Origin of the sequence: Prauserella marina, assembly GCF_002240355.1 — a bacterium.
Classification (GTDB): Bacteria; Actinomycetota; Actinomycetes; order Mycobacteriales; family Pseudonocardiaceae; genus Prauserella_A; species Prauserella_A marina.
The window spans coordinates 790,658-805,462 of sequence record NZ_CP016353.1 but is presented as its reverse complement, the minus strand read 5'-3'; the positions used below and the strand labels follow the sequence as shown (position 1 = coordinate 805,462).

Genomic DNA, 14,805 nt, shown 5'->3' with positions numbered 1-14,805 from the left:
CCACGAGCTAGGGTGTTGGCGTGACGGAACAGCCGGGCATTCCCGATCCCAAACAGCTCAGGGCTTCGGACGCCGACCGCGAGCGCATCGCGCAGGTACTGCACACCGCGATGAGCGAAGGCCGCATCACGGTGGCCGAACTTGAGGAGCGGCTGGGCACCGTCTACGAGGCGAAGACGCTCGGTGAACTCGAACCGGTCACCGCCGATCTGCCGTCGGCTTCGACGCAGGCTGCCACGTCGAGCCCTGCTCCGGCTCGGCCGAACCTGCCGGACACGCGGATCGGCGGGCAGCCCGGTTCGGCGAGTTCGATCGCGATCATGTCGGGCGCGACGCGCAAGGGCAACTGGGTCGTTCCGCCGCAGCACAACAGCTTCGCGTTCTGGGGCGGCGTGGAGATCGACCTCCGCAACGCCCGGTTCGCGGAGCGCCACTCGACCATCACCGCGGTGGCCATCATGGCGGGTATCGAGATCACGGTTCCCGACGACGTCATCGTCGAGGTGACCGGAGTCGGTTTCATGGGTGCTTTCGAGAGCATCGACAAGAAGGGCGCAACCGACACGGCGGTGGAGGGCGCGCCCGTCGTGCGGATCAACGGCTTCGCATTCTGGGGCGGCGTCGAGGTCAAGCGGGTGCCGGCGGATCCGGACAAGCGCAAGGGCATCGCGGGCTCCTGAGGTTCCGTCCCCACCACGCGAGGGTGTCCGCACGGCTACGCTCGTGGCCATGAGTTCAGCTACCTTGCCGGTGGCGCTCGCCGACGCCACCCGCGACGACGCGAGCCTCCGCCGGTTCCTGCACGGCCTGCCGGGGGTCGACCAGGTCGGCGTCGAACAGCGCGCGGCGGGACTCGGCACTCGCAGTATCAAGAAGGCCGCCAAACTCTGGGCGATCGACACCGCCATCTCGATGGTCGACCTCACCACGCTCGAAGGTGCCGACACCCACGGCAGGGTGAGGGGGCTCGCCGCGAAGGCGCGGCGGCCCGATCCGGAACGTCCCGACACTCCTCGGGTCGCGGCGGTGTGCGTGTATCCCGATCTCGCGGCGATCGCGGTCGAAGCGCTCGCGGGAACCGGTATCGGTGTCGCGAGTGTCGCGACGGCGTTTCCGTCCGGCCGGTCCAGCAGGGAGGTCAAGCTGGCCGATGTCGAACTGGCCGTGCGTTCCGGCGCGAGCGAGGTCGACATGGTCATCGACAGGGGCGCGTTTCTCGAAGGGCGCTACGGCCAGGTCTTCGACGAGATCGTCGCGGTGAAGGCAGCGTGCGGTGACGCCCATCTGAAGGTCATCCTCGAAACCGGGGAGCTGGTCACCTACGACAACGTGCGGAGGGCTTCCTGGCTCGCGCTGCTCGCCGGTGGGGACTTCATCAAGACCTCGACCGGCAAGGTGTCGCCCGCGGCGACGCTTCCCGTCACGCACGTGATGTTGCAGGCCGTGCGCGACTGGTACGAGATGGCGGGCGAGCGTCGCGGAGTCAAGCCGGCCGGCGGGATCAGGAACACCAAGGACGCCGTCAAGTACCTCGTCGCGGTGCACGAGGTCGCCGGTGAGGAGTGGCTGACGCCGTCGCTGTTCCGGTTCGGCGCCTCCAGCCTGCTGAACGATCTGCTGTCGCAGCGGCGCACCCAGCTCGAAGGCCATTACACCGGCCCCGATTACATCGCCGAATGACAAGGTGAACTGATGAGCATGTGGGAGTACGCGCCCGCGCCGGAGTCGCGGGACGTCGCGAACCTCAAACCGGCATATCGGCCGTTCATCGGCGGAGAGTTCGCCGAAGGCGGCGGTGAACCGCGAAAGACCGTCAACCCGGCCACGGAGGAAGTGCTCGCCGAGGTGAGTACCGCATCGCGGGCCGATGTGGACACCGCGGTGAAGGCGGCTCGCAAAGCCTACGATCGCACCTGGCGCAAGCTGCCCGGTTCCGAGCGCGCCAAGTATCTGTTCCGCATCGCGAGGCTCATCCAGGAGCGCGCGAGGGAACTCGCGGTGCTGGAATCGCTCGACAACGGCAAGCCCATCAAGGAATCCCGCGACTCGGACGTGCCGACCGCGGCGGCTCACTTCTTCTATCACGCCGGCTGGGCCGACAAACTCGACCACGCGGGGCTCGGTCCTTCGCCGAAGCCGCTCGGTGTCGCGGGCCAGATCATCCCGTGGAACTTCCCGCTGTTGATGCTCGCGTGGAAGGTCGCGCCCGCGCTCGCGACCGGTAACACCGTGGTGCTCAAGCCTGCCGAGACGACACCGCTGACGGCGCTGGTGTTCGCCGAGATCTGTCAGCAGGCCGGTTTGCCGCCGGGGGTGGTGAACATCCTTCCCGGGGCCGGTGACATCGGCGCGGAACTGGTGAACCATCCCGACGTCGACAAGATCGCGTTCACCGGTTCGACCGAGGTCGGCAAGCAGATTCAGCGTGCGGTGGCTGGTACCCGCAAGCGGCTGACGCTGGAGCTTGGCGGCAAGGCGGCGAACATCGTGTTCGACGACGCCGCGATCGACCAGGCGGTGGAGGGCATCGTCAACGGCATCTTCTTCAATCAGGGGCACGTGTGCTGCGCGGGGTCGCGGCTGCTCGTCCAGGAGTCCGTCGCGGACGAGCTGCTGGCGAAGCTGCGGGCGAGGATCTCGACGCTGCGCGTCGGTGATCCGCTCGACAAGAACACCGACGTCGGCGCCGTGAATTCGGCCGAGCAGCTGGCGAGGATCACCGAACTCGCCGACTCGGGCGACGTCGAGGGCGCGCGGCGCTGGACGAGCCCGTGCCCGGTTCCCGATCGCGGGTTCTTCTTCGCGCCCACCGTTTTCTCCGGCGTCGAGCAGTCGATGCGCATCGCGAGGGAGGAGATTTTCGGTCCGGTGCTGTCCGTGCTCACGTTCCGCACGCCGGACGAGGCCGTCGCCAAGGCCAACAACACGCCGTATGGGCTCTCGGCCGGCATCTGGACCGAGAAGGGTTCCCGCATCCTGTGGACGGCGAACAAACTGCGGGCCGGTGTGGTGTGGGCCAACACGTTCAACCGTTTCGATCCCGCCGCCCCGTTCGGCGGCTACCAGGAGTCGGGTTTCGGCCGCGAAGGCGGGCGGACCGGTCTGGAGGCTTACCTTCATGTCTGACAGGGTCGGCGTCGCCAAGACGTACAAGCTCTACATCGGGGGCGCGTTCCCCCGATCGGAATCGGGAAGGACCTACCAGGTCACCGACTCGAAGGGCGCGTTCCTGGCCAACGCGGCGCACGCGTCGCGCAAGGACGTGCGGGACGCGGTCGTCGCCGCGCGCAAGGCGTTTCCCGGTTGGTCCGGTGCCACCGCCTACAACAGGGGCCAGGTGTTGTACCGGGTGGCGGAGATGCTGGAGGGGCGGCGCGATCAGTTCGCGGCCGAGGTCGCCGCGGCCGAGGGTATTCCCGCCCGAAAAGCACAGTCCATTGTGGATGAGTCGGTGGACAGGTGGGTGTGGTACGCGGGCTGGACCGACAAGATCGCGACGGTGCTCGGCGCCGCGAATCCGGTGTCCGGGCCGTACTTCTCATTCACCGTGCCCGAGCCGACCGGTGTCGTCGGCGTGCTGGCGCCGCAGGAATCCTCACTGCTCGGCCTGGTGAGCGTGCTCGCGCCGGTGCTGGCGACGGGGTGTAGCGCGGTCGTGGTGACGAGCGCGGAGCGGCCGCTGCCGGCCATCACGCTGTCCGAGGTGCTGGCGACCTCCGACGTGCCAGGCGGGGTCGTCAACGTTCTCACCGGAAGGGCGAGCGAGCTGGGGCCGTGGCTGGCCTCGCACGGCGACGTGAACGCGATCGACCCCACCGGCGCGGGCCCGCTGGGGCGGGTCGAGGTGGCCCGCGAGGCCGCGGACACGGTGAAGCGGGTGCTCACCGTTCCCGACGACGATCCCGACTGGGCCGCGACGCCGGACATCGGGCGGCTGCGTCATTACCTCGAAGCCAAGACCGTGTGGCATCCGATGGGCGTATAGGCGGCTGAACCGGATGCGGGCGGGTTCGCCCGTGTCCGGTTCAGCCGGTCGCATTCCCCCAGCGCGGATTTCGGCGTCCCGAGCGCGGATCTCGGCGTTCCGGTCGGGGGATTCGCGGGTCAGAGCTGGTTGACTCCGGTCACCCTCACCACGGCGGAGCCTGCCTCGTCGGAGGCGGCCAGATCGACCTCGGCGCTCACTCCCCAGTCCCGGTCACCACCTGGATCGTCGAAGATCTGCCGCACCCGCCAGACATCCGGCTGCTGGTCGATCATCAGCAACGCGGGGCCTCTCGCGTCAGGGCCTGTCCCGATCTCGTCGTATTCGGCGAAGTAGTCCGCGAGCGCGTCTTCCCACGCCTCGGCGTCCCAGCCGGTGCCGGAATCGGCTTCGCCGAGGGCCACGTAGTCCTTGCGGGCGGCGAGTTCGACCCTGCGGAACATCTCGTTGCGCACGAGAACGCGAAACGCCCGCTCGTTGCGGGTGACCGGCGGAGGCCCTTGCGGAACACCCGCCGCCTCCTTCGCTTTCTCCTCGCCGGGATGGCGCAGCGCCTCCCATTCGTCGAGCAGGCTGGAGTCGACCTGCCGCACGAGTTCACCGAGCCATTCGATGAGGTCCTGCAACGGTTCGGTCTTGGCGTCGTCGGGGATCGTGCGCCGGAGCGCGTCGTAGGCGCTCGCGAGGTAGCGCAGCAGGACGCCCTCCGAGCGGGCGAGTCCGTAGAACCCGATGTATTCCACGAAGTTCATGGCTCGCTCGTACATGTCGCGCACGACCGACTTCGGGGAGAGCTGGTAGTCGGCGACCCACGGGTGTCCCTGCCGGTACCGCGAATACGCGGCGAGTAGCAGCTCTTCGAGTGGCTTGGGATAGGTGACGTCCTCAAGCAGCTCCATGCGTTCTTCGTATTCGATGCCCTCGGATTTCATCGCGGCGATGGCTTCGTTGCGGGCCTTGAACTGCTGCTGGGCGAGCACCTGCTTCGGATCGTCCACGGTGGACTCGACGATGGAGACGACGTCGAGCGCGTAGGTCGGCGACTCGGTGTCGAGCAGTTCGACGGCGGCCACGGCGAGCGGCGAGAGGGGCTGGTTGAGCGCGAAGTCGAATTGCAGGTCGACGGTGAGCCGGACGGTCCTGCCCTGCTCGTCCGGTTCGTCGAGCCGTTCGACGATGCCTGCCGCGAGCAGCGCCCGGTAGATCGCGATCGCCCTGAGGATGTGCTTGCGCTGCGCCGGCCGGTCTTCGTGGTTGTCCTCAAGCAGGTGGCGCATCGACTCGAAGGCGTTGCCGGGCCGGGAGATCACGTTCAGCAGCATGGAATGGCTGACGTGGAAGCTCGACGTCAGCGGTTCCGGTTCGGCGGCGACGAGCCGTTCGAACGTGCTCTCGGTCCAGTTGACGAAGCCCTCCGGCGCCTTCTTGCGCACGATCTTGCGTTTCTTTTTGGGGTCGTCGCCCGCCTTGTCGAGTGCCTTGGCGTTGTCGATGACGTGGTCGGGTGCTTCCACGACGACGTAGCCGTCGGTGTCGTAGCCTGCTCGGCCCGCCCTGCCCGCGATCTGGTGGAACTCTCGGGCTTTCAGGTGCCGCTGCCGGATGCCGTCGTATTTGGTGAGCGCGGAGAGCACGACGGTGCGAATGGGCACGTTGATGCCGACGCCGAGGGTGTCGGTGCCGCAGATCAGCTTGAGCAGCCCTGCCTGCGCGAGTTGCTCGACGAGCCGCCGGTACTTCGGCAACATCCCGGCGTGGTGGACGCCGATGCCGTGCCGGACGAGCCTTGAGAGGTTCTTGCCGAAACCGGCTGAGAACCGGAAGTCGCCGATGAGTTCGGCGATGGCGTCCTTTTCGGCCCTGCTCGTGACGTTGATGCTCATCAGTGCCTGCGCGCGCTCGATGGCGGCCGCCTGCGAGAAGTGCACGATGTAGATGGGCGCCTGACCACCGTGCAGCAGTTCGGACACGGTCTCGTGCATCGGGGTGAGCGCGTACCGGAAGGTCAGCGGCACCGGCCGCTCGGCCGAGGTCACCACCGCGGTCGGCCGTCCCGTCCGGCGGGTGAGGTCCTTTTCGAAGAAGGACACGTCGCCGAGGGTGGCGGACATGAGCACGAATTGCGCTTTCGTCAGTTCGAGCAGCGGAACCTGCCACGCCCAGCCGCGGTCCGGTTCGGAATAGAAGTGGAACTCGTCGGCGACGACCTGGCCGACGTCGGCTTCGGCGCCGAAGCGCAGTGCGATGTTGGCGAGGATCTCGGCCGTGCAGCAGATGATGGGCGCGTCGGGATTGACGCTGGAGTCGCCGGTCATCATGCCGACCTTGTCGGCGCCGAAGACCTCGATCAGCGAGAAGAACTTCTCGGAGACCAGGGCCTTGATCGGCGCGGTGTAGAAACTGCGGCGCCCGTGCGCGAGCGCTGTGAAGTGGGCTCCGACGGCGACCAGGCTCTTTCCTGATCCGGTCGGCGTCGACAGGATGACGTTGGCGCCGGAAACGACCTCGATGAGCGCCTCCTCCTGCGCGGGATAGAGATCGAGTCCGCGCGAGGAAGTCCAGGTCGAGAACGCGTCGAACAGTACGTCGGGGTCGGTGGCCTCGGCCGCGTCGGCGGGCAGCAGGTCGGTCAGCGAGTCAGTCATCGTGTGGTAGATCGTGTCATCCCGGGTGCGGGAGGTGAGGGGTGATCGCGGCTTGCTCCCCGAACCCGTAGGCTTTCGCGTATCGCGTCCGGGTGAACCACAATCGACCCGGCATGCGCACAGGTGTTTCCGGAGGGCGGAATGGCACAGGATATCATCCCGATCGAGCTCGGGCTGCCACAAGGCGATCTGGTGACCCTGTGGGCGCCACGATGGCGGGAGGACGGCGAGGAATGGGAAGCCTTCCTCGGCGATGAGGACGACCTGTACGCCTTCCCCGATGCCGCGCACCTCGCCGCGTTCGTGCGGACCGCGGAACAGCACGACCTCATCGACCACCCGGCGTGGGAAGCGGTTCCCGCGCTCAACGTCCCGGAACTGATCCCCGACGACGACCATTCCTACGACCTCGTCGGGGTTCCGGAGATGGTCGCCGAGGAGCCGGACTCGTGGACGCTGTCCGAGCTGGCCGAGATCGTCGGCATCGTCCGCTCGCTCGCCGACGTGTGCGAATTGGACGAGGTTCACGAGATCCTCGACAGTTGCGAGGGCTTCTCCCTTCTCGATCAGGGGCAGCTCCCGTTCTCCGGCAGGGAGGGCGCGAAGCTGTGGAACGAGCTTTCCGAAACCGTCTCCGGCAAGTGGGACGTCGTGCTCGACACGATCGACGAGCTGGTGACCGTTCCCGCCGTCGACGCCGCGACGCTCGACGAGACCGCTGAGGAACTCGCCGCCTTCCACGAGGAATCGGCGGAGGCAGAGGCCGGGGTCGACTCGGACGACGACGACCTCGACACCGTCGACGAGCCGGAAAAGGACGGCAAGGCCGCCGTTTCCGGCAAGGACGACAGCAAGGACTCGGCCGGCGACGACGATGACAGCGACGACGAGCCACTGGGTTTCTGGGGCGAGGTCGGCATCGATCCCATCAAGATCGTGACCGCGGAGAAGGAGTACTACACGCTCCGCTGCTACCTCGACGACGAACCGATCTTCCTCGGCTCGGACGGGCAGATCGAGGTGTTCGGTTCGGAGAAGGCGCTCGCGCGCAAGCTCGCCGACGCGAGCGAGTTCGCCGACAGCGACATCGCCGATGTGTCCACTTGGGACGAGGTCGTCACCAAGGCCACAGCGGGTGAGCTGGACATCGAGGTCGACCCCGACAACACCTATGTCATCGCCGGACTCGACGAGGATCTGGGTGAGGGCATCGAGGCGATCGACCCGACACAGCTCGAACTCGCGGTGGAGTTGCTGACCGACGCGGCCGACTGGGCCGACGACGACACCGTCGCCGCGGCGCTCGGCAGTTCGGAAAGCCTCGGCTGGCTGGTGTCGTTCGTGCTCAGGCCCGACCCGACGCGGCTTGCGCCGAGCCCGCCCTTCGACGCGGAACAGAAGGCGTGGCGGGAACTCGTGGAGTCCTTCGAGGACCGGCTGAACCTGGCCTGAGCTGAGGCGTGTCTGACAATCCCGTTGCCTGCCGCCGTGCGAGCCTCCCCGCTCGCACGGCAGAGGATCATCAGACACGCCTTAGCCGCGTTCGGCGCGGACCGGGGTCAGCCAGATCGCGATCATGGGAAAGACGGCGACGAGCCCGAACGCGAGCGCGTAGCGGGTGTCGCCGATGACGAGGCCGAGCAGCGGCGGGGTCAGTGCCGCCGCGATGTTCTGCCCCGTGTTCTGTACGCCCATGGCCCTTCCCGCCCAGGGAAGCCCGGCGAGTTCGGCCGACGCGGTGAAGCCGAGTCCGTTGTCGCTGACGGTGATCACCGCCGCGAGCACGAGCGCGAGCACGACGAGCCATGGCCAGCTCGCGTCGCCTACGGCGACCAACAGCATCACCGCCGCGCTGGCTACGGCGAGGGTTCGCATCGGGCGCAGCCTGCTGCCGACGCGGTCGGACCAGTAACCGCAGACGAGCCTGCCGATCGCGCCGAGTCCCTGTACGACGGCGAGGAACCAGCCTGCCGCGAGCGGGCTCCACGCGTGTATGGCGACGAGGTAGACCGGAGCGAACGCCGACACCGCGAACTGCGGGACCACCAGCAGCGCGCTGGCACCGTGCACGCGCCACAGCGTCGGCGTCCGGTAGGGCGAGCGCACCTTCGGTTCGTGCGGGGCCCGCGCTGGCCTCGGCGGGTCGACGACGAACACGGCGACCCCGATCGCGGCGACGATGGCGAACGCGGCGGGAAACAGGATCGCGGCGCGAAACCCCCAGTGCTCGGCGAGCGGCGGCAACACGAGCGCGGCGACACCGACCCCGAGTGGTTGCGCGGTCTGCCTGACCCCCATCGCCATGCCGCGCTCGTGGGCTCCGAACCAGCCCATCACGACCCTGCCGCTCGCGGCGTTGACCGACGCGGTGCACGCACCGGCCGCCACGAAGAGCGCGAACAGCACGGCAAGTGAATGCCCGCCGAGGCCCGCGAAGGTCAGCAGCAGACCGGAGCAGCCGAGTCCCAGCGCCATGATCAGCCGCTCGCCGTGGCGGTCGGCCGCCGCTCCCCACACGATCAGCGTCAGCAGCAGGCCGATACTCGGAGCCGCCACGACGGCGCCCGCCTCACTCAATGTGAGGTTCTCCGAAGCCCTCATCGTGGGGACGAGGAACGGGATCCCGTACAGGAAGGCACAACTCGCGGTTTGCGCGATGTGCCCGAGCGCGAGGATCAGCCAGCGCCGGGTACCGCGTGTGCTCTGATCAAGCCGCACCATGCGCATCCCAATATATGAGAACGAGCTCTTACATACTGGACTTTACTTCGCATGGCTAACCAACACAAGGGAGTGACCGGCTTTCGCGGCGTCAGCGCAGGTCGGCGTACCAGGGCTTGATGACGTTATTGATCAGGTCGAGGCGCTGATCGAAATCGATGAACGCGGATTTCATGGCGTTGATCGTGAACCACTCGACCTCCTTCCAGCCGAAACCGAACGCCTCGGCCAGCGCGGCGAACTCCGACGACATCGAGCATCCGCTCATCAGCCGGTTGTCCGTGTTGACCGTGACGCGGAAGCGCAACTTGGCGAGCAAACCGATCGGATGGTCCGCGATCGACGGCGCCGCACCGGTCTGCACGTTGGAGGAAGGGCAGAGTTCGAGCGGGATGCGACGGTCCCTCACATAGGACGCGAGCCTCCCCAGTTCCACTTCGCCGTCCGAAGAGGTCTTGATGTCGTCGATAATGCGAACTCCGTGACCGAGTCGCTCGGCCCCACAATGCTGAATCGCCTCCCAAATAGAAGCGAGCCCGAAGGCCTCCCCCGCGTGAATCGTGAAATGCGCGTTGTTCACTCGCATGTATTCGAAAGCATCCAAATTCCGGGTCGGCGGAAAACCGGCTTCGGGACCGGCGATATCGAATCCGACAACACCCGCGTCGCGATAGCGGACGGCGAGTTCGGCGATCTCCAGCGCCCTCGCGTGCTGGCGCATCGCGCACAGCAGAGTGCCGGTGCGGATGCGCTTCCCGTTCGCCTCCGCGCGTCGCTCACCCTCCGTGAAACCTTCCTGGACAGCCCTAATCACTGCATCGAGTGACAACCCGCGCTCGACGAAAAGTTCCGGCGCGTAACGAACCTCGGCGTAGACGACACCGTCGTCAGCGAGGTCCTCGACACACTCGGCGGCGACCCTTGCCAGCGCGGCCTCGGTCTGCATGACGCCGCAGGTATGGGCGAAAGTCTCCAGGTAGCTCACCAGCGAGCCGGAATCGGCCGCTGCCCTGAACCACCGACCGAGTTCGTCGACGTCAGCCGTGGGAAGGCCCTCGTAACCGGTCTCCTCGGCGAGTTCGACGACGGTGCGCGGCCTCAACCCGCCGTCGAGATGGTCGTGCAGCAGGACCTTCGGCGCGTTGCGCAGGTCTTTCACTGTTGGAGTTGTTCTCGTGGACATGCGTTTGAAGGTACTCGCGCCGCACCACCCCCAGGCCGCGACAACGCCGCCGTTCCGGCCGCTGTCTTCACGACTTCCCCTACTTGGCCGTAACACTCGACTTCCACTTAACCCTCGGCTCGTTGACCATCTCGTTATTCGGCCATCGGAGTTGCACGTCATTGGCAATTTCCCGGGGGCGATACCGTCAGCAATTGGACAGTGGATAGGCTGCCAAGCACGTCCCATCTTTTCCCCGCCGATGAAGGACAACGCAGTGACGACTGACAACCACCTCGCAGCCCCATCCTTTGACCGGATGCGCAACATGTTGGTGCGCGCCGCCGAGGTCCGTGAGAGCGAACAGCAGCAGATCTTCGACGCGCTCGACGACATCTACGCCAGGCTCGCGCCGGTGGATTCGCTGGGCGCTGTGCGCAAGCGGCTGTCAGAACTGCCCGACCGTACCGAGGTCAGCGTTCTGGCAGAACGCCTCGACGAGGCCATGACCAGGCTGGAGGCGCAGGACAACGCGCTGGCCGACCTGGGAAGGGCGGTCGAGGCCATCGTCGACAAACTGGCGAAGCCCTTCGCGCAACTCGACGGAAGGCTCGACGGGGTCGCGGCCCGGTTCGAGGGCGTCGCGGGCCGCATGGACGGCCTTGAGGACAAGCTGGGCAACATCCACCGCAGGCTCGACGAGCTCAACGGGCACCTCGACAAGCAGGACGACAAGATCGACGCCGTCCCCGCCTTGGCGCACGGCCCGGTCAGGGAGCGCATCGACTCGCTGGAGTCCGGTTTGAAGGAGCGCGTCGACCGGCTCGACTCCGACACCAAGGAGCGCATCGGCTCTACCGGTGAGACGCTGCGGACCTCGCTCAACGAGACCGCCGAGGTTCTGGACTCCTCCGACCGCCTCGACAAGCTCGGCGAACGCCTCGACACCGTCACCGCACGGCTCGACGACATCACCGGCCGGATCGACAAGGTCGAGGACGGCGTCGTCGCGCAGCTCGGCGACCTCGACGGCTCGGTGAAGTCGGGACTGTCGAAGGTCGAGGGCACGCTCTCGAAGCAGCCCGACAACGACTACTTCAGCTCGGTTGTGCGCAAGAGCAACGAGGAATCGGAGCGGCGCATCGGCGGCCAGCTCGACGAGGCCATGGCCACCTTCGCCGAGCTGATGCTCGGTGGTGGCCCCGCGCCACAGACCGTCGCGGTCGCTCCGCCCGCTCCCCGCCAGCCGCGCAGGCGCAACGGGCGCACGCAGAAGGGCTCCGACTCGAAGGCCAAGTCCAACGCCTCAGGCGACTCCTCGGAGTCGGAAGACTAATCAGGACCTGATGGTTTTCAGCACGACGCCCTTGCCGGAACCGGCGGGGGCGTCGTCGTTTCCGGTGTCGTCGCCGATCGGGTAGGCGCCCTCCAGCGCGGCGAGCGCCGAGGGGACCGCTTCGGCGGTGTCGGTGTGCAGTTCGAGCAGCGGCTGTCCCTCGCTCACCCGCTCACCCGGTTTGGCCAGACAACGGATCCCTGCCGCGGCCTGCACCGGGTCTTCCTTGCGGGCCCTTCCCGCGCCGAGCCGCCACGCGGCGACCCCGACGGCGTAAGCGTCGAGTGCCGTCAGCGTGCCGGTTTCCGGTGCGGGCACGACGGTCACGTGTGCGGCCTCCGGCAGTGGAGCTTCCGGATCACCGCCCTGCGCGCTGATCATCCGGCACCACGTCTCGTATGCCTCGCCCGAGGCGAGCACCCGCGCGGGATCGACCCCGGAAATACCGGCGAGCGCAAGCATCTCGGTCGCCAGCGCCAGTGTCAGCTCGACGACGTCGGAAGGGCCGCCGCCGCGAAGCACGTCGACGGCTTCGGCGACCTCGACGGCGTTGCCGACCGCGGCACCGAGCGGGGTGCTCATGCCGGTCAGCAGCGCGCTCGTCGCGACCCCGTGCGCGGCACCGATTTCCACGAGCGCGGCGGCGAGTTCTTCGGCCTGCCGCACGGTTTTCATGAAGGCACCGGACCCGGCCTTGACGTCGAGCACGAGCGCGCCGGCGCCTTCGGCGATCTTCTTGCTCATGATCGAGCTGGCGATCAGCGGAACCGATTCGACGGTGCCGGTGACGTCGCGCAGCGCGTAGAGCTTCCGGTCGGCAGGCGCCAGTGACGGCGTCGCAGCACACACGACGGCGCCGACGGTGTCGAGTTGCCTGACGATGTGCTCCGTCGGCAACTCCGCGCGCCAGCCCGGAATCGATTCGAGTTTGTCGAGCGTGCCGCCGGTGTGGCCGAGTCCCCTTCCCGACAGCTGGGGAACAGCGGCGCCGCACGCGGCGACGAGCGGGGCCAGCGGCAACGTGATCTTGTCGCCGACCCCTCCCGTCGAGTGCTTGTCGACGGTGGGCCGCTCGACCCTGAGCGAGAGCCGCTCGCCGGAGTCGATCATCGCCCCGGTCCAGCGGGCCGTCTCGGCGGAATCCATGCCCCGCAGGAAGATCGCCATGGCCAGTGCCGCCATTTGTTCCTCGGCGACGGCTCCCCTGGTGTAGGCGCCGATGATCCAGTCGATCTGTTCGCCGGTCAGCGTGCCGCCGTCGCGTTTGGCGCGGATGACGTCGACCGCGGCGAACGGTTGCCCGCTCATCGGGGAAGGTCCTCGGGGCCGAACGCGTCCGGCAGCACCTCGGTCATCGGCACCACGCCTCGCGGCGTGTCCACGAGGCAGTCGCCTCCGCCCAGTTCGAACAGGATCTGCCTGCATCGTCCACACGGCATCAGCAGTTCACCCGATCCGCCTCGGCAGGCGACCGCGACGAGTCTTCCGCCTCCGGAAAGCCGGAGCTGGCCGGCCATCGTGCATTCGGCGCACAGGCCGAGGCCGTAGGAGGCGTTCTCGACGTTGCACCCGGTGACGACCCTGCCGTCGTCGACGAGCGCGGCGACACCGACGTGCAACCCCGAGTACGGGGCATACGCCGATTCCGCCGCGGTCACCGCCGCCGCGCGCAACGCCGTCCAGTCGGGTTCGACGGCCTGGTTCATCAGTCGCCTTCCCCTCTCCGGTAGCGCGCGCCGATCGCTTTCGGCGGTCGCAATCGTTGCGCGGCGACGGCGAGCACGATGATGGTCACGAAGTGCGGCGTGTACGGGATCAGGTCACGCGGCAGTTCGTCGTTGGACCAGTAGATGAAGTACAGGATGCCCGCGCCGACGACGCCGAGCGCGGCGGCGATCCACTTGCGCCTGATCAACTGGATGACGACGATGACGCCGAGCAGCAGCACGGCGGCGTAGCACAGCGCGAGCACGGCCTGTCCGCCTCCGGCGAGCTGAAGCCCGTCGGAGTAGCCGAACAGCGCCGCGCCACCGAGCAACCCGCCCGGCCGCCAGTTGCCGAAGATCATCGCGGCGAGCCCGATGTAACCACGGCCGTTGGTCTGGTTCTCCAGATAGTCGGCGCCGCCGGGAAGCAGCACGAGCGAGGCACCGCCCATGCCGGCGAGGCCACCCGAGATCGCCAGCGCGGAGTACTTGTACCCGTAGACGTTGATGCCGAGCGATTCGGCGGCGACCGGGTTCTCTCCACACGAGCGCAACCGGAGGCCGAACCTGGTGCGCCACAACACGACATAACTGAGCGGAACCAGCAGGATCGCGATCATCGCCAGCGGCGACACCTGCGTGATCAGGCCCCTGACCAGACCGGCGACATCGGAGAGCACGACGCGTTGCGCGTCTTCGAGGCCGCCGAGCCAGTCGGAGAGGCCCGTCGCGGAATAGGTTTCGAACTTCGGGACCGGCGGCGACTGCCGGGGATTGCCGGACAACGGTTCGAACACCAGGGTCGCGAGATACTTCGCCACCCCGAGACCGAGCAGGTTGATGGCGACACCGGAGACGATGTGGTTGACGTTGAACGTCACCGTCGCGACGGCGTGCAGCAGGCCGCCGAGGGCGCCGAAGGCGATCGCGGCGAGCAGGCCGACCCACACGCCGCCGTAGTAGGCGCCCCAGGCGGCGCCCCACGTTCCGAGGATCATCATGCCTTCGAGGCCGATGTTGATCACACCGGAGCGCTCGGCCCACAGCCCGCCGAGACCGGCGAGCAGGATCGGCAGCGCGAGCCTCAGCGCGGTCTGCGCCGTGTTGCTCGACGTCAGCGTGTTCATCCCCGTCAGATACGAGGTCGTGGACAGTACGCCGATGGCGACGACGGCCCACAGCATGCCGCGAGCCCAGCCCGGCATCGCCCGTTTTTGTTGCGGCGCCGGCATCATCACCGGTTCGCTGGA

Annotated in this window: 12 protein-coding genes; 6 read left to right on the top strand and 6 right to left on the bottom strand. The window is 67.5% G+C overall.

Annotated elements, in window-relative coordinates:
* Positions 1–20: 20 nt before the first annotated feature.
* Genes BAY61_RS03565 through BAY61_RS03550 form a run of 4 tightly spaced genes read left to right on the top strand, consistent with a single transcriptional unit; the run spans position 21 to position 3,985 of the window.
* The gene (locus BAY61_RS03565; protein ID WP_091810806.1) at positions 21–680 is read left to right on the top strand and encodes a DUF1707 SHOCT-like domain-containing protein; all 660 of its coding nucleotides are present in this window, start codon (positions 21–23) and stop codon (positions 678–680) included.
* Positions 681–729: 49 nt separating this feature from the next.
* On the top strand, positions 730–1,680 hold the full coding sequence (deoC, locus tag BAY61_RS03560) for a deoxyribose-phosphate aldolase (protein WP_091810807.1): 951 nt from the start codon (positions 730–732) through the stop codon (positions 1,678–1,680).
* Positions 1,681–1,692: 12 nt separating this feature from the next.
* Positions 1,693–3,126, top strand: a complete 1,434-nt coding sequence (locus tag BAY61_RS03555; RefSeq protein ID WP_091810808.1) for an aldehyde dehydrogenase family protein — start codon at positions 1,693–1,695, stop codon at positions 3,124–3,126.
* On the top strand, positions 3,119–3,985 hold the full coding sequence (locus tag BAY61_RS03550) for an aldehyde dehydrogenase family protein (protein ID WP_091810809.1): 867 nt from the start codon (positions 3,119–3,121) through the stop codon (positions 3,983–3,985). The genes BAY61_RS03555 and BAY61_RS03550 overlap by 8 nt, the downstream gene beginning before the upstream one ends.
* Positions 3,986–4,104: 119 nt before the next feature.
* Here the strand turns inward: BAY61_RS03550 and BAY61_RS03545 are convergent, their stop codons facing one another.
* Complete coding sequence (locus BAY61_RS03545; protein WP_091810810.1) at positions 4,105–6,630, bottom strand: DEAD/DEAH box helicase; 2,526 nt, start codon at positions 6,628–6,630, stop codon at positions 4,105–4,107.
* 141 nt (positions 6,631–6,771) lie between these two features.
* Between BAY61_RS03545 and BAY61_RS03540 the strand changes: the two genes are divergently transcribed.
* A complete protein-coding gene (locus BAY61_RS03540; protein WP_091810811.1) occupies positions 6,772–8,082 on the top strand; it encodes a primosomal protein in 1,311 nt (436 codons plus the stop codon).
* A gap of 81 nt (positions 8,083–8,163) precedes the next feature.
* On the opposite strand, the gene BAY61_RS03535 is transcribed toward BAY61_RS03540, so the two are convergent.
* Both BAY61_RS03535 and BAY61_RS03530 read right to left on the bottom strand, forming a co-directional pair.
* On the bottom strand, positions 8,164–9,351 hold the full coding sequence (locus BAY61_RS03535) for an MFS transporter (protein WP_091810836.1): 1,188 nt from the start codon (positions 9,349–9,351) through the stop codon (positions 8,164–8,166).
* Between the two features lie 91 nt (positions 9,352–9,442).
* On the bottom strand, positions 9,443–10,534 hold the full coding sequence (locus tag BAY61_RS03530) for an adenosine deaminase (RefSeq protein WP_091810812.1): 1,092 nt from the start codon (positions 10,532–10,534) through the stop codon (positions 9,443–9,445).
* Positions 10,535–10,790: 256 nt separating this feature from the next.
* Here BAY61_RS03530 and BAY61_RS03525 point away from each other — a divergent pair, with 256 nt between their 5' ends.
* Positions 10,791–11,849, top strand: a complete 1,059-nt coding sequence (locus tag BAY61_RS03525) for a PA containing protein (protein ID WP_091810837.1) — start codon at positions 10,791–10,793, stop codon at positions 11,847–11,849.
* On the opposite strand, the gene BAY61_RS03520 is transcribed toward BAY61_RS03525, so the two are convergent.
* From BAY61_RS03520 to BAY61_RS03510, 3 genes are read right to left on the bottom strand one after another with little or no spacing between them, the layout of a single operon-like run.
* Positions 11,850–13,157: a thymidine phosphorylase gene (locus BAY61_RS03520; protein WP_091810813.1), complete on the bottom strand. Its 1,308-nt coding sequence runs from the start codon at positions 13,155–13,157 to the stop codon at positions 11,850–11,852.
* The gene (locus tag BAY61_RS03515) at positions 13,154–13,555 is read right to left on the bottom strand and encodes a cytidine deaminase (protein ID WP_091810814.1); all 402 of its coding nucleotides are present in this window, start codon (positions 13,553–13,555) and stop codon (positions 13,154–13,156) included. The genes BAY61_RS03520 and BAY61_RS03515 overlap by 4 nt, the downstream gene beginning before the upstream one ends.
* Positions 13,555–14,790, bottom strand: a complete 1,236-nt coding sequence (locus BAY61_RS03510) for an ABC transporter permease (RefSeq protein ID WP_091810838.1) — start codon at positions 14,788–14,790, stop codon at positions 13,555–13,557. The genes BAY61_RS03515 and BAY61_RS03510 overlap by 1 nt, the downstream gene beginning before the upstream one ends.
* Positions 14,791–14,805 lie beyond the last annotated feature (15 nt).